At 71.5% G+C, this 21,106-nt stretch carries 23 protein-coding genes; 17 read left to right on the top strand and 6 right to left on the bottom strand.

Features of this window, described 5'->3' with window-relative positions; all coding sequences use genetic code 11:
- From EYA84_RS32405 to EYA84_RS08385, 13 genes are all read left to right on the top strand, one after another.
- The coding region (locus EYA84_RS32405; RefSeq protein WP_161594933.1) for a hypothetical protein at positions 1–584 on the top strand (584 nt) is incomplete at its 5' end.
- Positions 581–1,738: a class I SAM-dependent methyltransferase gene (locus EYA84_RS08440; protein WP_131052473.1), complete on the top strand. Its 1,158-nt coding sequence runs from the start codon at positions 581–583 to the stop codon at positions 1,736–1,738. The genes EYA84_RS32405 and EYA84_RS08440, both read left to right, overlap by 4 nt.
- 1 nt (position 1,739) lies before the next feature.
- The gene (locus EYA84_RS08435; RefSeq protein ID WP_131052472.1) at positions 1,740–2,369 is read left to right on the top strand and encodes a hypothetical protein; all 630 of its coding nucleotides are present in this window, start codon (positions 1,740–1,742) and stop codon (positions 2,367–2,369) included.
- 19 nt (positions 2,370–2,388) lie between these two features.
- Positions 2,389–2,676 carry a EutN/CcmL family microcompartment protein gene (locus EYA84_RS08430; RefSeq protein WP_131052471.1) on the top strand — a complete coding sequence of 96 codons (288 nt, stop codon included), beginning with the start codon at positions 2,389–2,391 and terminating at the stop codon, positions 2,674–2,676.
- Position 2,677: 1 nt separating this feature from the next.
- Entirely contained in the window at positions 2,678–3,187 is a 510-nt protein-coding gene (locus EYA84_RS08425; RefSeq protein ID WP_236145659.1) for a BMC domain-containing protein, read from the top strand.
- 1 nt (position 3,188) lies between these two features.
- Positions 3,189–3,977: an alpha/beta fold hydrolase gene (locus EYA84_RS08420; RefSeq protein WP_131052470.1), complete on the top strand. Its 789-nt coding sequence runs from the start codon at positions 3,189–3,191 to the stop codon at positions 3,975–3,977.
- On the top strand, positions 3,974–5,389 hold the full coding sequence (locus tag EYA84_RS08415; RefSeq protein ID WP_161594932.1) for an FAD-dependent oxidoreductase: 1,416 nt from the start codon (positions 3,974–3,976) through the stop codon (positions 5,387–5,389). Before EYA84_RS08420 ends, EYA84_RS08415 begins: the two co-directional genes overlap by 4 nt.
- 192 nt (positions 5,390–5,581) lie before the next feature.
- A complete protein-coding gene (locus EYA84_RS08410) occupies positions 5,582–6,754 on the top strand; it encodes a CaiB/BaiF CoA-transferase family protein (RefSeq protein WP_236145658.1) in 1,173 nt (390 codons plus the stop codon).
- Between the two features lie 11 nt (positions 6,755–6,765).
- Positions 6,766–7,401 carry an isochorismatase family protein gene (locus tag EYA84_RS08405; protein WP_201272333.1) on the top strand — a complete coding sequence of 212 codons (636 nt, stop codon included), beginning with the start codon at positions 6,766–6,768 and terminating at the stop codon, positions 7,399–7,401.
- The gene (locus tag EYA84_RS08400) at positions 7,401–8,414 is read left to right on the top strand and encodes an ABC transporter permease (protein ID WP_131052466.1); all 1,014 of its coding nucleotides are present in this window, start codon (positions 7,401–7,403) and stop codon (positions 8,412–8,414) included. The genes EYA84_RS08405 and EYA84_RS08400 overlap by 1 nt, the downstream gene beginning before the upstream one ends.
- Positions 8,407–9,273: an ABC transporter permease gene (locus tag EYA84_RS08395; RefSeq protein WP_131052465.1), complete on the top strand. Its 867-nt coding sequence runs from the start codon at positions 8,407–8,409 to the stop codon at positions 9,271–9,273. Before EYA84_RS08400 ends, EYA84_RS08395 begins: the two co-directional genes overlap by 8 nt.
- Positions 9,270–10,307, top strand: a complete 1,038-nt coding sequence (locus EYA84_RS08390) for an ABC transporter ATP-binding protein (protein WP_131052464.1) — start codon at positions 9,270–9,272, stop codon at positions 10,305–10,307. The genes EYA84_RS08395 and EYA84_RS08390 overlap by 4 nt, the downstream gene beginning before the upstream one ends.
- Complete coding sequence (locus EYA84_RS08385; protein WP_176092177.1) at positions 10,304–11,263, top strand: ABC transporter ATP-binding protein; 960 nt, start codon at positions 10,304–10,306, stop codon at positions 11,261–11,263. Before EYA84_RS08390 ends, EYA84_RS08385 begins: the two co-directional genes overlap by 4 nt.
- A gap of 43 nt (positions 11,264–11,306) precedes the next feature.
- Here the strand turns inward: EYA84_RS08385 and EYA84_RS08380 are convergent, their stop codons facing one another.
- The gene (locus EYA84_RS08380) at positions 11,307–11,963 is read right to left on the bottom strand and encodes a GntR family transcriptional regulator (protein WP_131052462.1); all 657 of its coding nucleotides are present in this window, start codon (positions 11,961–11,963) and stop codon (positions 11,307–11,309) included.
- Positions 11,964–12,037: 74 nt separating this feature from the next.
- Here EYA84_RS08380 and EYA84_RS08375 point away from each other — a divergent pair, with 74 nt between their 5' ends.
- Positions 12,038–12,940 (top strand): hydroxymethylglutaryl-CoA lyase, encoded by a 903-nt coding sequence (locus EYA84_RS08375; RefSeq protein WP_131052461.1) that lies wholly within the window; start codon positions 12,038–12,040, stop codon positions 12,938–12,940.
- 4 nt (positions 12,941–12,944) lie between these two features.
- On the opposite strand, the gene EYA84_RS08370 is transcribed toward EYA84_RS08375, so the two are convergent.
- The 3 genes from EYA84_RS08370 to EYA84_RS08360 all read right to left on the bottom strand — a co-directional run bounded on the left by EYA84_RS08370 (position 12,945) and on the right by EYA84_RS08360 (position 15,511).
- Positions 12,945–13,124, bottom strand: a complete 180-nt coding sequence (locus tag EYA84_RS08370; protein WP_131052460.1) for a hypothetical protein — start codon at positions 13,122–13,124, stop codon at positions 12,945–12,947.
- Positions 13,125–13,532: 408 nt separating this feature from the next.
- The gene (locus EYA84_RS08365) at positions 13,533–14,180 is read right to left on the bottom strand and encodes a response regulator transcription factor (protein WP_255446601.1); all 648 of its coding nucleotides are present in this window, start codon (positions 14,178–14,180) and stop codon (positions 13,533–13,535) included.
- Between the two features lie 158 nt (positions 14,181–14,338).
- Positions 14,339–15,511: a sensor histidine kinase gene (locus EYA84_RS08360; protein WP_131052459.1), complete on the bottom strand. Its 1,173-nt coding sequence runs from the start codon at positions 15,509–15,511 to the stop codon at positions 14,339–14,341.
- A gap of 170 nt (positions 15,512–15,681) precedes the next feature.
- On the opposite strand from EYA84_RS08360, the gene EYA84_RS08355 reads away from it, so the two are divergent.
- Entirely contained in the window at positions 15,682–16,836 is a 1,155-nt protein-coding gene (locus EYA84_RS08355) for a sensor histidine kinase (RefSeq protein WP_131052458.1), read from the top strand.
- A 178-nt stretch (positions 16,837–17,014) separates the two neighbouring features.
- On the opposite strand, the gene EYA84_RS08350 is transcribed toward EYA84_RS08355, so the two are convergent.
- Positions 17,015–17,860, bottom strand: a complete 846-nt coding sequence (locus tag EYA84_RS08350; protein ID WP_236145657.1) for an NAD(P)-dependent oxidoreductase — start codon at positions 17,858–17,860, stop codon at positions 17,015–17,017.
- 129 nt (positions 17,861–17,989) lie between these two features.
- Between EYA84_RS08350 and EYA84_RS08345 the strand changes: the two genes are divergently transcribed.
- On the top strand, positions 17,990–18,328 hold the full coding sequence (locus EYA84_RS08345) for a helix-turn-helix domain-containing protein (RefSeq protein ID WP_131052456.1): 339 nt from the start codon (positions 17,990–17,992) through the stop codon (positions 18,326–18,328).
- 112 nt (positions 18,329–18,440) lie between these two features.
- Here EYA84_RS08345 and EYA84_RS08340 read toward each other — a convergent pair whose 3' ends face one another.
- Entirely contained in the window at positions 18,441–19,943 is a 1,503-nt protein-coding gene (locus tag EYA84_RS08340; protein WP_131052455.1) for a cellulose binding domain-containing protein, read from the bottom strand.
- Positions 19,944–20,102: 159 nt separating this feature from the next.
- Here EYA84_RS08340 and EYA84_RS08335 point away from each other — a divergent pair.
- The coding region (locus EYA84_RS08335; protein WP_161594931.1) for a helix-turn-helix domain-containing protein at positions 20,103–21,106 on the top strand (1,004 nt) is incomplete at its 3' end.

Below are 21,106 nucleotides of genomic sequence, written 5' to 3'. Positions count from 1 at the left end.
GTTCCGGCGGCACGGGCGCCGGGTGCGGCGACGCCGACGACTGCTCGTGCGGCTGCACCAGCGCCGAGGAAGAGGCGGAACGGACCATCCGTACCGTCGCCGCCGCCGTGCTGTCGGCGAACCCGGACGCCGACGCCTCGACGGTGGCCAACGAGACGCTCAAGGCTCTGGGTGCGTTCGGCGGACCGGGAGTGGGCCGCCCCGACCAGGCGCAACCGCTGCCCGGGCAGTCGCTGCCCAAGAAGGCGAAGGGCGCCCGCCCGCAGTTCTTCGCCGAACCGGGCATGGAGGCCCTCGTCTCGACCGTGGTCACCCTCTCCTCCGAGGTGTGGGTGCTGCGGGAACGGTTGACGACCCTGGAACAGATCCTCGCCGACCGGCGGGTGGTCGAGCGCGGCGCCGTGGACGCCTACCCGGTCTCCGACGCCGACGCGCAGGCCCGCGACACCGAGGCGGCGGCGTTCGTCGCCCGGGTGCTGCGGGTCTTCTACGAGTGGCGCGAGGAGATCGTGCGGGAGGAGACCCCGGAGTCCTACCGGGAGGTCATCCGGCAGGCCTTCGCACAGGTGGGGGAGGGGAAATGACGCAGCAGGAGCACGGTGTCCTGCCCCGCGAGAACCACGACGAACTCGCACGCGAGAACTTCGTCCGGGCACTGAAGTCGCACATCTCCACCGAGGTGACCCCCGGGGTCCGGGAGCTGTACGCCCACCGCGTCGCCCCCCGCTACCAACAGGAGATGGGCGTCGCACCCCGGGACCGGGAGGCGGTCCGCCGCGCCATGGAACCGGAGCCGTACTACCAGCTCTGGAGTTCCGTGCGCCGGGCGAGCCAGGACCTGCTCTGGAACGTGGTGGCCGACAGCATCGCCCGGCAGTGGGACGACCTGGCCGCCCGCGCGCAGCGGGCGGAACGGGGGCTCGGCTCCCTCGACCTGGATCCCGCCTTCGAACTGCCCTGGTACTTCTGGGGCATCGACATCCACGCCATGCCCGGCGGCTACCGGGGTGAGTACGTGGCGGACGACCTCACCGCCGGAGCCCTCTACGACCGGGGCGTCTACGTCTACGCCATGGGCCAGATGGGTGCCCTCAACGACGACTACGGCCAGTCCGTGGTCAACAACTACCTCAAGCAGTCCCACCGGGACTTCCGCCCGAAGCGGATCCTGGAGATCGGCTGCGGGGTGGGCAACTCGACGCTGCCCTACGTCGACGCCTACCCGAACGCCGAGGTGCACGGCATCGACGTCGGCGCGGCCCTGCTGCGCTATGGCCACGCCCGCGCCGAGTCACTCGGCCGCAAGGTGCACTTCTCGCAGCAGAACGCCGAGGCGACCTCGTTCCCGGACGGGCACTTCGACCTGATCGTCTCGCACATCGTGCTGCACGAGGTGCCGCCGGACGCGGTACGCGCCATCCTGCGCGAGTGCCACCGGCTACTCGCCCCCGGGGGCATGATGATCCACGCGGACTTCCCCGGCTACGCCGGACTCGACCCGCTGGTGCAGTTCCTCATCGACTGGGACACCTGGAACAACAACGAGCCGTTCTGGGGCCCGATGCGGGACATGGATCTCCTCCAGGCCGCCCGGGACGCCGGATTCACCGGCGACTGCTCGGAGCTGTCCTGCAAACGCGAGTGCGTCGAGGAGGTCAGCACGCCGACCGGTCGCGTCCTGCAGAGCGGCGAACGTCGGCGCAGTGGCACCCTCTCGCTGCTCGTGGGTCGGCGCTGACATGGCCGGCAGCGAGGTCGAGCTGCGCACGTACGCCTTCGTCGACCGACTCCAGCCACAGATGGCCGCACTGCTCGGCAGCGTGATGTCCGGTGACCCGGTCGTCGAGGGGATGTCCCAGCTCTTCCTGGAGATCTCGCCCGGCAGCGACGTGTACGCCCTGGTCGACGCGGCCGTCAAGGGCGCTGGGGTCCGGCCCGGCTCCCAGGTCGTCGAGCGCCAGTACGGCATGACGGAACTGCACTCGATGTCGCAGGACGCCGTACGCCAGGCCGGTCGCACCATCCTCGACCTGCTCGGGATGACCGAGGCCGACGCACAGCCCGCGGAACTGGTCTCGGCGAAGGTCGTCTCCAACATCGACGCCTATCAGGCGCAGCTGGTCAACCGGTCGAAGAAGGGCTCCCTGCTGGTGGCCGGCGAGTCGATGCTGGTGGTGGAGTGCCAGCCGGCCGCCTACATCTCCGCCGTCGGCAACGAGGTGGAGAAGTCCGCCGACGTCAAGATCGTGGACGTGCGCGGCGTCGGCCAGTTCGGTCGGTTGTGGGTCTCCGGGCTGCACGCCGAGATCGAGTCGGCCCGGCAGGCCGTCCGGCAGGCCTTCGAGAAGACGCCCTGGTCCCGGCGATAGAGGAACGAGGTGATCCGGTATGCGTATCGCCCGGGTGATCGGGTCGGTGGTCAGCACCATCAAGGCCGACACGCTGACCGGCGCCAAGCTGCTCGTCGTCACGCCCCTGGGTGAGGGACACGCCGTGGAGCCGTACGTCGCCGTCGACACCGTCGGCGCGGGCCGGGGCGAGGTCGTCCTGGTCGCCTGCGGCAGTGCCGCACGACTGGCGGAACGGCAATCCAGCCAGGCGCCCGTGGACTCCACCATCGTCGCGATCGTCGACCGGTTGGAGACCGAGGCGTGGGTCAACTATGTGAAGGACTGACGTGGACCTGTGGAATGCGGGTGCGCTCGGCATGGTCGAGACGCGCGGACTGGCTGCCTCGATCGTCGCCGTCGACGTGATGACCAAGGCAGCCGAGGTGACGGTGATCGGCGTCAGCCGCATCGGCGACGGTCTCGTCACGGTCTCCTTCATCGGCGACATGGCCTCGGTGACGGCGGCGGTGGACAGCGCCCGACGGGCGGTCGCGGCGACCGGCGGCACGATCGCCGCGACCGTCGTGGGTCGTCCCGCCGTGCCGGCCCACCTCGTCCGGGACACCCCACCGACCGACCGGCACCCCCGCGCGGCCGAAGGACCCGACGACGCCGGACCGGAACCCGAGGCCACCCGGGTGGAGGACCGGCCGGACCCGGTCGGGGAGAGCACCGTCGAGGTCGACCGCCCCGCGTCGCCCGCACCCGGCGGGAGCCCGAAACGACGCTCCGCGCGGTCCACGGCCCCGAAGCGGCGGCCCCCGCCGCCCACCCCACCGATCGAGCGAGGGGAGTGACATGCGCGGATACGTGGGCCCGCAGGGGTCCCAGATCCACTACCGCAGCAGCGGCACCCGGGGACCGGCCCTCGTGCTGTTGCACGAGTCGCCGCAGGCCTCCAACGTCTTCGCGCCGGCCATGCCCGCGCTCGGCCGATCACTGCGCGCGTACGCCTTCGACACCCCCGGGTACGGGCAGTCCGACCCGCCGCCCGAGCCCCCGGACATCCCCGGCTACGCGCGCCTTCTGCTCGACGCCGTCGACGCGCTGGGCATCGACGAGTTCGCCGTCGCCGGACAGCACACCGGCGCCTCCCTGGCGCTGGCGGTCACCGACCTGGCCACGCCCGGCCGGGTCACCCACGCGATCCTGTCCGGCCTCGTGCTCGACCGGGCCGAACGCGAACAGTTGGGTGCCACCTGGGCGCCGGACAAGCCGATCGACCCGTCCGGCCAGCATCTTCGCGACCTCTGGGCGCGCTACCTGGACATCTGGGAACAGCCACCGGAGCTGGTCAACCTCGCGGTGGCCAACATCGCCTCGGTGTTCGACCGGTACAACTGGGCCTACCGCGCCGCCTTCCGCTACGACCCGACCGAGCCGCTGCGCACCGCACCCTGCCCGGTCCTGCTGCTCACCGCGGCACGCGACATGCTCGCCCACTGCGACGACATCGCCCGGCTGATCCGTCCGGACGCGACGTCGATCCAACTGACCGACACCACCGGGCAACTGCCGTGGCGGGTGCCGGAGGAGTTCGCCGCCGCAGTGGTCTCCTTCGTCACCGGATCCGGGCGGACACCGTGACCGGCCACGCCGACGTTTTGGTGATCGGTGCCGGCACCGCAGGTCTGCCCTGCGCGATCGAGGCGGCCCGGGCCGGGCTCCGGGTCGACCTGGTCGACACCGGCACCGACATCGGCGGCACCCTGCGGGTCTCCGCCGGGCACATGAGCGCCGCCGGCACCCGTCGGCAACGCGCCGCCGGCATCGACGACGACCCGGACCGGCACTTCGCCGACGTGCAGCGCATCGGGCACGGCCACGGCGACCCCGCCCTGATCCGCCTGGCCGTCGACGAGGCACCCGGCGTCGTCGACTGGCTCGACGAGAACGGCTTCCCGTTCGCACCCGGTATGCCGGTGCTCTACCACGGGCACTCGCCGTACTCCCGACCCCGCACCTACTGGGGCGTCGACCGGGGCCGCTCGATCCGCGAGACGCTACGACCACTGCTCGCCGCGCAGGTGGACGCCGGCCGGGTCACCCTGCGGCTGCGCTCGCGCGCCCTGCGACTGACCACCGAGGGCGGCACCGTCACCGGCGCCGTCGTACGCACCCCCGAGGGTGACCGCGAGCTGCGCGCCGGCGTCACGGTGCTGGCGTCGGGCGGGTACGGGGCCAACCCGCAGATGTTCTCCGCGGTGACCCCGGGCGCACCCCGCCTGGTGACCAACGCCGAGCCCACCTCCACCGGCGACGCGGTCGAGATGGCGACGCCGCTGGGTGCCACCGTCCGCTTCGCCGACCTGCACACCCCGCGCCTCGGCCTGCTCGAACGTCGCTCGACGCCGGGCCGGGTGGACTTCTGGTCCGAGGTGGCGCATCTGGCGCCCGCCGAACGCGCACCCCGGGAGATCTGGGTCAACGCCGACGGCGACCGGTTCGTGGCCGAGGATCTCGGCGACGTCACGCGTCACGAGCGGGCCGTGCAGAGCCAGCCGGGAGCCGCGTTCTGGATCGTCTGCGACGACGCGGCCGTCGACGCCGGGTCACCCCTGGTGCCCGCGTGGGGGCCGGACGGGCTGCGCGCCCAGGCGCGGCAGGGGGACGTCGCCTGGGTCGCCGACGACCTCACCGACCTGGCCGTGCGGGCGGGAATCGATCCGGACGGCCTGCGGCGCACCGTGCGGGCGTACCACCTGGCGGTCGACCGGGGCGTCGACCCGCTGGGCCGACGCGCCCTGGACCACCGGGTGGCCCGGCCGCCCTTCTACGCGGTGCGGTCGGCCGCCGCGCTGCTCTGCAGCTTCGGCGGCCTGGACGTCGACCCCACCTTCCGGGTACGCCGCGACGACGGCGGGGTCGTCGCCGGTCTCTACGCCGTCGGTGAGGCCATCGGCATGGGAGCCACCAGCGGCGCCGCGTTCTGCGGGGGAATGGCGGTGACCCCGGCGTTGGCGTTCGGGCGACTGCTCGGCCGCCGGCTCGGCGGGTGACCCGCATGGCACCGCACTGACCGTCCTGTATGCACGGAGGTTCATCACGGGAATCAGCTTTGGCTCTGGCCGGTAAAAGCCGCTGTTGACAGCGGGTGACGCAGAACTATTGTATACAAACACCCAGTCGGGTGGCTGCTATGAGAGGTGTCCATGTCTAGCGATACGCACCACGAAGGACCGCTCCACGGCGTGCGCGTGATCGAGTTCGGGTCCCTGCTCGCGGGCCCCTTCTGCAGCCAACTGCTGGCCGACTTCGGCGCCGACGTCATCAAGTGCGAGCCGCCGCGCCAGGGCGACCCGATGCGCGAGTGGGGCCAGGAGAAGCCACACGGCAAGTCACTGTGGTGGCCGATCGTCGCCCGCAACAAGAAGTCGATCACCGTCGACCTGCGCACACCCGAGGGCCAGGCGGTCGCCCGACAGCTGATCGCGCAGAGCGACGTGGTGGTCGAGAACTTCCGACCCGGGACGATGGAACGCTGGGGCCTCGGCTACGAGGACCTGTCCGCCGACAACCCCGGCCTGGTCATGGTGCGCGTCTCCGGCTTCGGCCAGACCGGACCGTACTCCAGCCGACCCGGCTACGGCTCGGTCGGCGAGGCGATGGGCGGCCTGCGCTACGTCGTCGGCGACCCGCAGACCCCGCCCAGCCGGGTGGGCGTCAGCCTCGGCGACTCCCTCGCCGGCACCTTCGCCGCCCTGGGTGCGGTGATGGCCCTGCGGGTACGCGACCAGAGCGGTCGCGGCCAGATCGTCGACTCGGCGATCTACGAGGCGGTCCTGGCGATGATGGAGTCGCTGCTGCCCGAGTACACGCTCGGCGGCCACGTCCGCGAACGCACCGGCGCGATCCTGCCGAACATCGCACCCTCCAACGTCTATCCCACCCGCGACGACGGCCTGCTGCTCATCGCCGCCAACCAGGACACCGTCTTCCGGCGCCTGGCCGCGGCCATGGACATGCCCGAACTGAGCACCGACCCCCGCTTCGCCACCCACGCCGCCCGAGGCCACCACCAGGGCGAACTCGACGCGATCATCGCCGAGTGGTCGGGCCGGCACGACACCGAACACCTGATGGCCGTCATGATCAAACACGACGTCCCGGTCGGCCGCGTCTACCGCGCTCCGGAGATGCTCGACGACGAGCACTTCGCCGCTCGCGAAGCCATCGTCCGAGTCGAACACCCCGAATTCGGCGAGTTCCCGATGCAGAACGTCGTACCGCGACTGTCGAGGACACCCGGCCGGGTCAAATGGACCGGCCCCCGCCTCGGCGAACACACCGACCAGGTGCTGACCGACATCGTCGGCCTGGCCAAGGCCGAGATCAACGAACTGCGTGCCAGCGGCGTCATCTAGAGGCGGACACGGTGAATGACCTCCACGCGGACTACCGCGACGCCGGCTTCGGCGGCGACCTGGGCCACGGCACCCGCCGCGCGCTCCTCATCGTCGACCTGGTGCGCGCCTACCTCGACCCGGCCTCCCCCCTCTATGCCGGCGACGAGAACCCGCCGGCCCTGCGGGCCTGCACGGTCCTGCTCGACGCCGCCCGACGCCACGGCGTCCCGGTGATCCACACCCGGGTCGAGCTCGCCCCCGGCGGGATCGACGGCGGCCTGTTCGCCCGCAAGGTGCCCGCCCTGCGGGTCTTCGAACGCGGCAGCGAACTCGCCGCCGCGCCGCCGGCCCTGGCACCCGCCGCCGGCGAGGCGGTCGTGACCAAGCAGTACGCCAGCGCCTTCTTCGGCACCAGCCTCGCCAGCACCCTGCGCGTCATGGGAGTGGACGCCCTGCTTATCGCGGGCGCCTCGACCAGCGGATGCGTCCGGGCGAGCGCCGTGGACGCGCTGCAGCACGGCTACGTGCCACTCGTCGTCGCCGACGCCTGCCTCGACCGGGACCCACGCCCGCACGAGGCCGCCCTGTTCGACCTCGGCGCCAAGTACGCACAGGTCCTGACCCTGGACGAGGCGACCACCCTGCTCGAACCGGGAGGTGCGTGATGCGGGTCCTCAGATACGCCCGCCGACGGATCCTCTTCCTCCCGGTCGGCCTGCTCTCCGTCATCGTGCTGGCATTCCTGCTGGTCAACGCACTGCCCGGCAACCCGGCCGGCGTCATCGCCGGGCCGGCCGCCTCCCCGACGGAACTGGCCGAGATCGAACGCCGACTCGGCCTGGACCAGCCCCTGTGGGAACGCTTCGTCACCTACCTCGGCAACCTGGTCCAAGGCGACCTCGGCTCGTCCTACTACACCGACCGGCCCATCCTCGACGAGATCCTGCGGTTCGCCCCGGCGACCCTGGAACTGGTGTTCCTCTCCCTGACCCTCGCCGCACTCCTCGGCATCGGCCTCGGCACACTGGGCGCCTACCGCAAGGGCACGGTCGCCGACCGCACCTCCCGCTTCGTCGTCACCACTTTCCAGTCCATCCCCGACTTCTTCCTGGCGCTGCTCCTGATCTACCTGCTCTTCTATCTCGCCGGGTGGGCGCCGGCACCGGTCGGACGACTCGGTCTGATGGACGAACCACCGCCGACCGTGACCGGGGCGCTGCTGCTGGACTCCCTGCTCGCCGGTGACATGGGCACCTTCCGATCGGCGGTGGCGCACTCCGTGCTGCCCGTCCTCACGCTCGGCATCTACTACTCCGCGTACTTCGCCCGCAGCACGTACGCCTCCCTGGTGCCGGCCCTGGAGTCCAAACAGGTCGAATTCGCCCGCGCCAGCGGCCTGCGCGAGCGCACCGTCCTCGCGTACGCCTTCCGCCAGGCCCGGACCCCGATCCTGACCTACGGCGGCATCCTCCTCGCCGCGCTGCTCGGCGGCGCGGCCATCATCGAGACCATCTTCTCCTGGGGTGGCTTCGGCGAGTGGGCGATCGACTCGATCCTCCAGCTCGACATCCCGGCCGTGCAGGGCTTCATCCTGGCCGCCGGACTCGGGACCCTGTTGGCCTTCACCGCGCTGGACATCCTGGTCGCGGCGCTCGACCCGAGGGTGCGCTATGACTGAGACCCTGGCCGCCGACCCCACCACGGTCACCGCCCCGACGACCAAGAAACGACCCCGGGGCCACCGACGGTGGCGACTGTGGGTGCCCGGCACCATCCTGACCAGCATGCTCGCCGCGGCCTATCTCGCTCCACTGCCGCACGACCCGGCGGAACCCTCCACCAACACCCTCACCGCCCCCGACGGCGAGCACTGGATGGGCACCGACAAGTTCGGCCTCGACGTGTTCAGCCGCCTGGTGGCCTCCGCCGGGGTGGACATCCCGTTGGCCCTCGCCGGCATGCTGATCTCACTCGTGATCGGCGTGCTGCTCGGGCTCGCCGCCCTGCACCGCGGACCGTGGGGCGAACGGGTCGTCCGGGCCCTCGACGTCTTCCAGGCGTTCCCGCTGCTGATCCTGGCCATCGCCCTGGTCGCGCTGATGGGCAACAACATCGAGAACGTCGTCGTCGCCATCGCCATCATCAACGTCCCCCGCTTCGTCCGACTGGTCCGCAGCGAGGGACTGACCATCCGGGAGAGCCGCTACATCGAGGCGGCCCACGCCATCGGCGCGACCGGGCCGCGCGTGATGTTCCGGCACGTCCTGCCGAACATGACCGGCATCATCCTGGCCCAGGCGTCACTGGCGGTCGCGCACTCGATCGTCGTGATCGCCTCCCTCTCCTTCCTCGGCATCGGCATCAACGCCGCCGACGCGAGCTGGGGCGCGATGATCCAGACAGGAGCGCAGAACATGACGACCGGCCAGTGGTGGGTCTCGGTCTTTCCCGGACTCGCCATCTTCCTCACCGTGCTCTGCTTCAACGCCATCAGCGACGAACTGCAGGACACCTTCGGCCGGGCGAGGCAACGATGAGCCTGCTCAACGCGCGACGACGACCCGACAGTCGGCCCACCCCGCCGCCGTCCGACGGCTCCGCCGGACGCCTGCTGGAGGTCAACGGCCTGACCACCCGGTTCGACACACCCGACGGCCTGGTCCACGCGGTCAACGGCGTCGACTTCCACGTCGACCGGGCCGAGATCGTCGGCGTCGTCGGCGAGAGCGGATGCGGCAAGTCGGTGACCATCCGGTCCATCCTCGGCCTGGTCCGGCCCCCCGGCCGGGTGGTCGAGGGCACCGCCCGCTTCGACGGGGTCGACCTGCTCGGCCTGCGCCGCACCGAGCTGCGCCGACTACGCGGCAAGGAGATCGGCTTCATCGCCCAGAACCCGTTCAGCGCCCTGAACCCGGTGATGCGCATCCACCGGCAGTTCGCCACCATCATGGCCGCGCACGGGGTCAAGGCCGACGGCGAGGTCCGGGACCGGGCCCGTACCGCCCTCACCGACGTCGGCATCGCCGGACCGGACCGGGTCCTCGACGGCTACGCCCACCAGTTGAGCGGCGGCATGGCCCAACGCGTGGTGATCGCCATGGCCATGCTGCTCAACCCGACCTTCGTGATCGCCGACGAACCGACCACCGGCCTGGACCTGACCGTGCAACGGCAGATCCTGGACCTCATCCGCCGCCTGGTCCGCGAACACGACCGCTCGATGCTCCTGGTCACCCACGATCTCGGTGTCGTCGCGCAGTACTGCGACCGGGTCGTCGTCATGTACGCCGGCAAGGTCATCGAACACGGCACCGTCCGGGAGGTCCTCAAGGACCCCCGCCACCCGTACACCCAGGCGCTCATCCGCGCCATTCCCCGGCCCGGTCAGCCGCTGGTGCACCTCACCGGTCGACTGCCCGACCTGATCGACTACCCGTCCGGATGCCCCTTCCGGGACCGCTGCCCGCACGCCTTCGAACCGTGCGCCCAGGTGGTCCCGGCCGCGGTGACCCAGACCTCCGGCCGGACGTACTGGTGTCACCTGCCCCAGGAGAAGGAGGCAGCGCAGTGAGTCTGCTGGAGCTGACCAACGTCAGCAAGGAGTTCCACGTCGGCGGCAGCACGCGGGTCTACGCGCTGGACGACGTGTCGCTCTCGGTGGACGCCGGAGAGACCGTGGCGGTCATCGGCGAGAGCGGATCCGGCAAGTCGACGCTGGGGCGGCTGGCACTGCGCCTGATCGAACCGACCCGGGGATCGGTACGCTTCGACGGCACCGACATGCTCGCGCTGCCCGCCGCCGAGATGCGCAAGCTCCGCGCGAAGATACAGATCATCTTCCAGGAGCCGTTCGAGTCGCTGAACCCCCGGATGCGGGTGGCCGACATCATCGGCGAACCACTGGCCATCCACCGGCCTGCGATGACCACACCACAGCGCCGTGACCGGGTCGCGCAGATGATCGAACAGGTCGGACTCGCCCCCGACATGGCACGACGGTATCCCGGCGAACTCAGCGGCGGGCAGCAGCAGCGAGTCGGCATCGCCCGAGCCGTGGTGACCGAGCCGTCCCTGGTCGTGCTGGACGAACCCACGTCCTCCCTCGACCTGTCGGTCCGCGCCCAGATCCTGCGCCTGCTCGCCGACCTGCAGGCCGAACTCGGCATGGGCTACCTGTTCATCTCCCACGACATCCACACGGTCCGGTACGTCAGCGACCGCATCGCCGTCATGTACCGGGGGCGGGTCGTCGAGACCGGCCCGTCCGAGCTGGTGTTCTCCGATCCACAGCACCCGTACACCCGCGCCCTGCTGGCGGCGGCCCTGCCCGTCGATCCCGACCAGGAACTGGCCCCGGCCCGGCTGGTCGGTGACCCGCTGAGTCCGACCCAGCTCGTACCGGGATGTGTCCTGCACGGACGCTGCCCGGTCGGTGAGGACCGATGTGTACAGACCGAGGTGCGGCTGACGCCGATCGGCGCCGACCGGGAGGTGGCCTGCATCAAACCCGGAGCGCCCGGGAGCTGACGCCCACGACGGCGGGGAGGCGGGTGCGGGCCCGGCGGACCGGTCACAGGTCGGGGCGGTCCACCATGCCGTCCAACAGCACCGTCCGGGCGGCCAGCACGTGGGCCCGCATCGTGCTCGACGCCCACTCTGCGTCCCTGGCCCGCAGCGCCGCCACCAGGTCCCGGTGGTGCGCCATGCTGCGGGCCAGGGCGTCCGGCGTGTAGAGGCGGAACGCCCGCACGACCAGCGGCACCTCCACGACCGCGGACAGCAGCGAGGTGAGCCGAGGGCTGGCGGCGGCCTTCAGGACCGAGTTGTGCAACTCGGCGTTGAGGGTGGCGATCCGGTCCAGGTCCTGCGGACCCATCCGCCGGGCCAACTCCTCCATCTGGTCGCAGAGCGCGTCCAGCCGGTCCAGGACCTCGGCGTCGATGCGCTTGGCGGCCAGGGCCGCGCCGTAGCTCTCCAGCCGGGCGCGGATCTCGTAGATGTCCTGCAGATCGCCGAGCGACCATTCGGCGACCCGCGCCCCACGGTTGGGCTGGAAGACGACGAGGCCCTCCGCGGTGAGCCTGCGCAGTGCCTCCCGGATCGGCGTCCGGCTGACGCCGAACTGCCGGGACAACTCCATCTCGCCCAGGCGGGCGCGCGGGCCGATCGAGCCGTTCAGGATCGCGCTCCGCAGCGCCTCGTACGCGTCCTCCGCGGCATTCGTCACCCGTGCCTCCGTCGTGTGAGCCGCATGTCGTCGGCACCCTTGCCGCCGCTCTGACAGTCTGAGATTGTATACATATGGTGGTTCAGGTGGTGGAGGTGTCTCCACGGGACGGTCTGCAGAACGAGCCCGAGATCCTGTCGACAGCAAGCAAGATCGAGTTGATCCGGCGCTGTGTCGAGGCAGGAGCCCGACGGGTCGAGGCGGTCTCCTTTGTCCGCGCCGACCGGGTGCCGCAGATGGCCGACGCCGAAGCGGTGATGGCCGCAGTGCCACGACGCAGCGACGTATCGTACATCGGCCTGGTGCTCAACCGACGCGGGCTGGACCGTGCGCTGGCGGCAGGAGTGGACGAGGTGAACTGCGTCGTGGTCGCCACCGAAACCTTCAGCCAGCGCAACCAGGGCGCCTCCGTCGACGCCATGCTCGGCGCCTGGACCGACATCGCCAAGGCCGCCCACGCCGCCGGAGTCCGGGCCAGCGTGACCGTGGCCGCCGCGTTCGGCTGCCCCTTCGAAGGCGACGTCTCCGCAGCGACCGTGGGTGACTTGGCACGCCGCCTGGTCGAGGGCGAACCCGACGAGATCGCCCTCGCCGACACCATCGGTGTGGGCGTACCCGCCCAGGTGCGGGCCCTGGTCTCCGCCGTGACGGCAGCGGCGCCGGGCGTGCCGCTGCGCGCCCACTTCCACGACACCCGCAACACCGCCATCGCCAACGCCTTGGCGGCGGTCGAGGCCGGCGTGACCGTGCTCGACGCGAGCGTCGGTGGAATCGGCGGATGCCCCTTCGCCCCGGCCGCCACCGGCAACGTGGCCACCGAGGACCTCACGTACGCGCTGCACCGCTCCGGCCACCCCACCGGCCTCGACCCGACGAAGGTCATCGAGACGGCGGCGTGGATCGGCGACCAGCTCGGCAAGGACCGGCTACCCGGCGCCCTCGGTCGGGCCGGCTGGTTCCCGACCGACCCGCAGTAGCCGTTCAGCCGTCCATGCCGCTGATGGCCACCTGCACCCAGATGATCGAGGTTGCGGCGATGCCCAGGAAGGTGAGCGCCGACAGTCCCGACGCGGCAGCGAGGCTCAGGCGCTTGCGGGCCACGACGAAGACGGCTGCGGATGCGGCCACCGCGAACAGCGCCAGATAGACCGTGAATGCCATGTTCTGCTTCTCTCTTCTTTCAGGCGAACCGCCGCACCGACTGCTCTTCAGCTCTGAGGTCGTACGGTGCCGGCGGTGATCCGATGGGGTGCGGGACAGCGACGGTGCGAACACGCGCTGGTGGGGTGAAGGTCGGTCAGGCAGCCGATGTCGACGAGCAGATGAACCGGTCGTACGCCGTCACGGCGCGTACGGCAGGACCTGCAGCGCCATCATCGTGGAGTCCTCCAGGGCTCGCCTCGTACGGCGGCGGCGTGTTCATGCCCTAGAGACTGCCGAACACAGGCTGCGGCCTCCTCCGGCCGTGAGCCGACATCGGATCGGCGCTGGGCGGAGATCACGCGCCGCGCCTCATTCGAAAGGTGGAGGCGGCGCCACCGCGTCGACCCGGCCGACGATCGGGTGCCGTCAGGCGTCGACCAGACCGGCTCGCCACGCCCAGGATGCGACCTCGACCCGGTTGCGGACGCCGAGCTTCGACTGCGCGGCAGCCAGGTGGGTCTTGACGGTGGACACCGCCACGAACAGTTCGCCCGCGATCTCCTGGTTGGTCAGTCCCCGGGCCACCGCCCGTACGACGTCGCTCTCCCGCTCCGTCAGGGCCTCCACCGGTGCGGTCGTCCCGATCTGCGGCCGGTGCCGGAAATGACGCAGCAGCCGGACGGTGACCTGGGGCGCCACCAGAACGTCGCCGCGTACGGCCGCGCGGACCGCCTCGACCAGCAGGGCCGGTCCGCAGTCCTTGAGCAGGAACCCGCTCGCCCCCGACTGCAGGGCGGTATCCACGTACTCGTCGTCGTCGAACATGGTGATGACGACGACCGCGATCGGATCGGCCACGTCGGGACCCGCGAGCAGCCGGGTGACCTGTAGTCCGTCCAGGCCCGGCATCCGGATGTCCAACAGGCACACGTCCGGGCGCAGCCGCCGCGCCGCCTCGACCGCCGCTCGCCCGTCGGCGACGTCGGCCACCACGGTGATGTCCGGCTGGGCTTCCAGAATCATCCGGAACCCGACGCGCATCAGCTCCTGGTCATCGGCGATCAAGACCCGCACCGGTTACCGTCCCCGTCCTCGTGACCGCTTCTCGGAGTCCACTGGCGGAGCGCGCCGGGAAGGCGGACGGTCCACCGCCCATCGAGCACGAATGATACGGGTCGGTGCAGTGCCGCCCGGAGCTACCGTGCGTTGCCTGGTCCACCGCTGATCCGGTGCTACCGCTCGGCCCGGTGCAGGGGCACGTCGGCGACCACCCGCCAGCCGCCGCTCGTACGGCCGGCGGTGAACCGGCCGCCGAGCAGGCGCACCCGTTCCCGCATGCCGACGAGTCCGAAGCCGCCGTGAGGTCTGCGGATCGTCCGGGTCGCCCTGCCGTCGTCGCGGACCTCGATCCGGACGTGCCCCTGCTCGGTGCGTACCGACGCCAGGATCTCCCGTGCCTCCTCGGCGTGGCGACGGGAGTTGGTCACGGACTCCTGGACGAGGCGCAGCACCGAGGTCGCGACCTCGTCGGCCACCGGTTCGGCCAGATCGACCGTCAGTCGGACCGGCGGACTACCGGCTGATGTCATCGCCCGAAGGTCGGCCGCCAGGTCGGTGGTCCGGGTCAGCGGTGCCGGTGTCCGGCCGGCGCCCGGTTCGGCCTCGCGCAGCGCGGCGACCAGGTGACGCATCGCGGCCAGCGCCTCGATGCCGGAGCGTTCGATCACCGGCAGCGCCTCGACCGCCGCGCCGGGGTCCGACGCGGATCGCTCCTGCGCGGCCCGTGCCTGCTCCATCATCGCAGTGACCTGGTGCGTCACCACGTCGCGGAGTTCCCGCGCGAGGCCGAGCCGCTCCCGCTGCTGTACGGCGATCACCGCTGCCCGACTCGTGCGGGCCCGCTGCCGGTCACGACCCCGCAGATACCACCCGAATGCCACCGGCAGCACCACCATCGCCATGTCCGACAGCGAGACACTCCACCACGGCTCGGGCATCGATCCAACGGGTGGCGACCAGTGCTCCGGCCGGAGGTGCTTCGCTGCCACCCCGGCGGCCAGGACCAATCCGACGAGGCCGGTGGCGACGACAGCGGAAACGCGCCGGACCACCGCCACGATGACGATCACCTGGGCGCCGCGCTCGGTCAACGCCAGACCTCCCAGCGTCTCGGCATCGACTGCCCGCAGTAGCCCCGTCGAGACGACCAGAGTTGCCGCGGCACCCAGCGCCCCGGCGACCGGCCGCGCCTGTGCCAGCAGCGCCAAGGCCGCCGTCACGACGATGCCGGGGACCAACCACGCCCGGCCCGCGGTGTCGAGTTCCCCGGTGATCTGCACGTCGATCAGGGCCAGGAGCGCCAGCAGAACCACCCACGGCAGCTGCCGCAGCAAAGGCGCCGTCACCACCGTGTTCCCACCATCCCGGGCAGCTCCTCCACACACGACAGAGGGACACCGGAGACTGTACGGCTCGGGTACGGTTCGTCGTCGCCGGATCGGTGCACCTGCGGCACTGTCGTCGCCGGTGACTGCCCCGGGATCCGGACCGATGCGAGGACTGCGGTGATGGCGGCGTGAAGCATGACTGGCGAGGTCTGATCACCTGGAACTGGCCCCTGGCCGGGCTGCTCGTGATCGCGCTGCTCCTGGACGGGGCGGCGGCGAGCGAGGTGGGACATTACGACGGGCGGTGGGAGCTGCCGGGCTTCCTCGCGGTCTGTGCCCTCGCACTGCTGGCGTCTCGCTGGCCGGTTGCCGCAGCCGTAGGTGTCATGGTGGTCCTGCTCGTGGGGTCGGTCGTGCTGCGGCTGGCCGCCGTCGCGGTCCCTTCCGCCGCGAGCGGGCTGGGGACAGCCGAGATCGCCTCGGTGCTGGCCGTCATCGTCGCGCTGGTCCGCCGGTCTTCCAGGTCCACCGCCACCGGCCTGGTGGGGCTGCTCCTGCTCAGCTGTCTGGCGGTCGGCGTGCTACGCCCGGCGCACCCGGGCTCTCCTCAGGACCTGGGTTGGAGCGGGGTCCTGCCGGTCGTGGCCATTCTCGCCGGGTGGTACCTGCGGGTGCGCGACGCCCGGCACCGGCGGGAGCGGCAGGCGGTGGTGGTCGCGGCGCAGTTGCAGGAGCGGGTGACCCTGCCGCGGGAGCTGCACGACGTGGTGGCCCATCACATCGGCGGCATGGTGGTGCAGGCCCAGGCGGCGCAGGCGGTGGCCGTGCCGGATCCCGGCGCTCCGGCGCGGGTGCTGCCGGTGATCGAACGCGCCGGCGCGGACGCCCTGTCGGCGATGCAGCGGATGGTCGCGATGCTGCAGGACGTCGGCGCGGAACCGGTGACGCCCTCCACGGACCTGCTCGCCGACCTGCGCGCGGCGACGGCCACTGCGGGAGGCGCCAGGCCGGTCCGGTTGGCGGTGGAACTCGCCGAGCCCGTGCCGGCGGTGGTCGCGACCACGGTGTTGCGGCTGGTGCAGGAGTCGGTGACGAACGCGCGGCGTTACGCCGTCGGCGCCCGTGAGATCACCGTGACGGTCCGGGCCGGCGACGGTACGGTCCGCGTGCAGGTACGCGACGACGGCCGGCACACCGACCAGCCGAGTAGGTCCGGTGGCGGCGGTTACGGCCTGATCGGTATGCGGGAACGGGTGCACCTGCTCGGCGGCCGTTTCGAGGCCGGCCGAGTGCCCGGAGCGGGCTGGCAGGTGCTCGCGGACCTGCCACTGCGGGCCGAATAGACGACGACACGGGCCTGCGGCGGTCAGCGGGTCGGGTCGGGACGGGACGCCCCGCGGTGGCGGCCCCGCACGGCAGCTTCACGCCACCGCTCCCGCACTCGCCCGGACTACCGAGTCCGCACCACGCTTTTCGACGCCGACAGAACCCGCCGTCGGCCGTGGTAGGTGCGTGCGCCGGTCACCGCAGCAGCAGGTCGATCGTGCCCGTCAGGTCCTCTTCGCCGCTGCCCTCGGCGAGGCGGCGACGCATCAGCGCGAAGTAGGGGCTGAGCAGTTCCGGGCTGACGCCCTGCTGCTCAGCGGTGCGCAGGAAGGTCGGCATGCCGGCCACCTGCATGGCGAGGGTCGAGACGACACCCGTGGTGTAGTCGCCGCTGCGCAGCTGATCGGCGGTCTGGTGAACCGCCGGGGCCATCGCCACGAGCCAGTCGGCGAGCAACGGGGCCAGCGACGTGGGATCGATGTCCTCCCTGCGGATCAGCGCGAAGGCGTGCGCGGCTCCCGCGAACATCCCGTACATCGCGCTGAGCAGGGCCACGTCGTGCAGGGCCGCGAAGCCTGCGTCCTCGCCGACATAGGTGGTGCCCGCCGGAACGCTCAGGGTCTCCTGATGCCGCTCGAACAGCTGCCGTGAGCCGCTGTAGAAGGCGTACCCGCCGGCCTCCGGAACGCCGATCATCGGAGGGACGGCCATGATGCCGCCGTCCAGGTAGCGAGCACCGCGCTCGCGGGTCCACTCGGCGCGGGCACGGGCCTGCACAGGGGTGCTGGTGGTGAGGTTGACCAGGTCCTTGCCGGTAAGGTCGGTGCCGGCCAGCACCTCCTCGACAGCGGCGTCGTCCAGCAGGCAGACGACGACCAGGGTGTTCGCGGCGACCGCCTTGGCCGCGCTGTCCGTGACCCGTACGCCCTCGGCATCCAACGCCGCGGCACGGGCTGGGGTGCGGTTCCAGACGGTCAGTGGGTGGCCGGCGGCCAGCCAGGCACGGGCCAGAGCGGTGCCCATCGCGCCGAGGCCCAGCATCGTGAGGGAGGTTCCAGCAGTGTTCGGTGCCATACGGGTGAGCCTGGCCAGGGACCCGATGATGAACAAGTACGCACTTCGGAGTGGGTGGTTACCCCGGGGTGCGCGAGCAGGTCAGAAGGTGGGGGCATGACGACGCTGAACCGGCCGGGCACACCGGACGGACATGTGTGCGGGATCGATGCCGCGATGGAGGTGATCGGCGGCAAGTGGAAGGTGCTGATCCTCTGGGCTCTTGACGAGCACCCCTGCCGGCGGTTCGGCGAACTGCGTCGACTGCTTCCGGGGATCACCGAGAAGGTCCTGGCCTCACACCTGAGGGAGATGGAGGCGGACGGTGTCGTACGTCGTGTCTCCTTCGACGAGGTGCCGCCTCGCGTCGAGTATTCGCTGACCGAGAGCGGCGCGCGCCTCAACGACGCACTCGAGCCGCTGGCAGCGTGGGGGCGTGAGCGCTCGACGGCGTGATCGGTCCCAGGAGTGGGCTGGCCAGTGGGGGAGACGGCGGTCCCCGGGGTGGGGCGGCGCGCGAACAGGGGGCCCGGCAGCGTGTGCTGCCAGGCCCCTGGTGCGTGATCGGTCAGGCGCAGGTGTTGCCGTTGAGGGTGAACGGTGCCGGCGTGTTCGGCGTACCGGTGGCGTTGAAGCCGAAGGTGACGGCCCCGCCGTTCGGGATGCTGGCGTTGTAGGCCAGGTTCGACGCAGTGACCGCGGTGCCGTTCTGGGTGACTGCGGCGTTCCACGGGGTGGTGACGGTGCTGCCGGCCGGCAGGTTCCAGGTCAGCTGCCAGCCGTTGACGGCGGCGGCCGAGTTGTAGACGGTCACGTTCGCGGTGTACCCGCCCGACCAGGTGGTGACCTGGTAGGACACCTGGCAGGTGGCCGGACCGGCGGTGGCGGTCACCGGGACGATGTCGCCGAAGTCGTCGCGGACGGTGGCGAAGTCCTGGAAACCGATGCCGGTGCCGGCGCCGCTGGTGTGGGTGCCGGCGGCCAACACGGAGCCGTTCGGGTTCACCTGGTAGAGCGGGCCGCCGCTGTCGCCGCCGTAACCGGTCTCCCCGCCGTCCAACTGGGTGGCCTCGACCAGGTCCTGCTCGTCGGTGTAGTGGAACTGCACCTCGAGGTTGCAGATCGGGGCGCCGTGGATCTCGGCGGTGGTCTGCCCGGACTGGCAGAGGATCTGGCCGGGGAAGACCTGGGTCCAGCCCGCCACCGGCACCGTCGTCGACTCGTGCAGGCCGCCGACGTACACGTCACTGCCGGCCGACGCCGCGCTGAGCAGGGCGATGTCGTGCGGCTCGTGGCGCTCGACGATGAACCCGATCGGGTCGCCGACGCCGTCGAACCACTCACCGCCGAGCGGCCCGCAGTGCGCGGCGGTCAGCACGTACGGGGTGTCGTCGGCGAGATCGCGCACCCCGAAGCCGGACGTGCAGAGGGCGCCGCCGCCGTTCCAGATGCGCGCGCCACCCTTCCACGGGGCCGCGTCGTCGAAGCGGGTGGCGTGCTGCTCCAGCTTCTCCGCCGCGACGGTGCTGGTCTTGACGCCGGTGGCGGGCAGCGCCGGGACCTTCGCACCGCCGGTGGTGTCGACGGCGACCTCCAGCCCGCTGCCGTCGGTCTTGATCCGCACGGCGTGCGCGGCATCCGCACGATCCTTCGCCACGACCGGGCGCAGCTTCGCCGCCGCGGCCTGTAACTCTCTCCCGCTGTACCGGGCCGGCTCCACCCGTACCTCGGCGAGCTTCTCGACGCTTCTGACGGCGGTGGCGATGTCGGCCGGTACGGCCCCCTTCCACCAGAGCGTGACGTGGCCGTCGACCAGGCCGAGGCCGGCGTAACCACGCGGGGCACCTGCCTCCACGGCGGATCGGATGACGCTGGCGGCGTCGACGAGCGCCACCTGCCCGGCCATCCGCTCCTGTACGGCGGGTGACAGTCTCTCGAACAGATTCGCGGCGGGTACGCCGGATGGCGCGGCCGGCGGGGCGGCGGCGACACCGCCCGTGGTCAGGCCGACAGTGGACAGCGCGAGCGTGGTGGCAGCGGCCACTCGCAGGGCGGTTCGGAAGGTCTGCATGGCCCAGAGTCAACCGAGAGTGACGACGCAGAACCATGCAGAAAGACCGGCAACTTCACCGTGAGCATGTGGCCAGTAACACAACGCCAGCGCTGCTCCTACCGGAGCGTAATCACTAGCGTCGCTGGGGACGGCCGAACACACACCGGGGACGGGGCTGTGAGTGACGACGGACGACTCGCCGGCGGTTCCGCGCTGAGGGCGCTGCGTACCGCCGCCGGACTGACCATCGACGACCTGGCCGCACGATCGGGCGTCAGCCTGCGCACCATCGGCGGCATCGAGCGGGGACGCATCCGTCGCCCGCACGAGGGCACCCTCACGGCGCTGGCCGAGGCCCTGCGCCTCGGGCCGGACGACGGTGATCGGCTGCGCGCCGCGGTCCGGATCGAGCCGGCGGTGATCGGCCTACCCAGACTGACACCCTGCTTCACCGGGCGCGACGACGACCTCGACCGGCTGACCGGCGCCGTGTCCCGACACCGGGTGATCGAACTGGCCGGGCTACCGGGCATCGGCAAGAGCGCCCTGGCGGCACAGGCCGCCACCAGACTGAGCGGCGACTTCCCCGACGGGGTGCGCTTCGTTGCGCTGCGCGGCTCGTCCGCCCCGCACCCCGCCGCGCTGGCCCGGGACCTGGCCCGCTCGCTCGGCGCTGACCTGCCCGACGACGACGGTTGCGCAGTCGTGGCGTGGCGGCGGCTGCTCGACGAGCGGCGCGTGCTCCTGATCCTCGACGATGCGACCGACGCGGTCCGGCTGGCACCGCTGCTGCCGCACCGGGGGGAGTCGGTGGCGGTCGTGACCACGTCCGGGCCGCTGAGCCTGCCACCGAGGCGCGCCCGGCGGGTCCTCACACCGCTGCCCGCGCCGGACGCCGAACTGGCGCTGCACCGGATGATCGGACCGGCGGTCCCGGACGCCGGCATAGCCGAGCTGGCGCGGCACTGCCACGGCCTTCCGCTGGCGCTGCGCATCGTGGCGAACCGGGTCCGTACCCGGCACGGATGGTCGATCGCGCGCCTCACCGCGCAACTCGCCCGGCCGGGACGGCACCTGGAGGCCCTCACCGCCGGAGACCTGTCGGTGGGCGCGGCCCTCGACCGCGGTTACCGGCAGATGCCGGAGTCGCTGCGCGCGGCGGTCCGCGCGCTGGCCGCGCC

It is taken from the genome of Verrucosispora sp. SN26_14.1 (assembly GCF_004307965.1).
GTDB lineage: Bacteria > Actinomycetota > Actinomycetes > Mycobacteriales > Micromonosporaceae > Micromonospora.
This window is presented reverse-complemented; position numbering and strand designations above follow the sequence as displayed.

Excerpts from the sequence above, each read along its gene's own strand:
- EYA84_RS08340 (WP_131052455.1), bottom strand. The coding sequence starts at position 19,943 with ATGCAGACCTTCCGAACCGCCCTGCGAGTGGCCGCTGCCACCACGCTC.
- EYA84_RS08430 (WP_131052471.1), top strand. The coding sequence starts at position 2,389 with ATGCGTATCGCCCGGGTGATCGGGTCGGTGGTCAGCACCATCAAGGCC.
- EYA84_RS08395 (WP_131052465.1), top strand. The coding sequence starts at position 8,407 with ATGACTGAGACCCTGGCCGCCGACCCCACCACGGTCACCGCCCCGACG.
- EYA84_RS08420 (WP_131052470.1), top strand. The coding sequence starts at position 3,189 with ATGCGCGGATACGTGGGCCCGCAGGGGTCCCAGATCCACTACCGCAGC.
- EYA84_RS08435 (WP_131052472.1), top strand. The coding sequence starts at position 1,740 with ATGGCCGGCAGCGAGGTCGAGCTGCGCACGTACGCCTTCGTCGACCGA.
- EYA84_RS08375 (WP_131052461.1), top strand. The coding sequence starts at position 12,038 with ATGGTGGTTCAGGTGGTGGAGGTGTCTCCACGGGACGGTCTGCAGAAC.
- EYA84_RS08345 (WP_131052456.1), top strand. The coding sequence starts at position 17,990 with ATGACGACGCTGAACCGGCCGGGCACACCGGACGGACATGTGTGCGGG.
- EYA84_RS08390 (WP_131052464.1), top strand. The coding sequence starts at position 9,270 with ATGAGCCTGCTCAACGCGCGACGACGACCCGACAGTCGGCCCACCCCG.
- EYA84_RS08400 (WP_131052466.1), top strand. The coding sequence starts at position 7,401 with ATGCGGGTCCTCAGATACGCCCGCCGACGGATCCTCTTCCTCCCGGTC.
- EYA84_RS08370 (WP_131052460.1), bottom strand. The coding sequence starts at position 13,124 with ATGGCATTCACGGTCTATCTGGCGCTGTTCGCGGTGGCCGCATCCGCA.
- EYA84_RS08350 (WP_236145657.1), bottom strand. The coding sequence starts at position 17,860 with ATGCTGGGCCTCGGCGCGATGGGCACCGCTCTGGCCCGTGCCTGGCTG.
- EYA84_RS08440 (WP_131052473.1), top strand. The coding sequence starts at position 581 with ATGACGCAGCAGGAGCACGGTGTCCTGCCCCGCGAGAACCACGACGAA.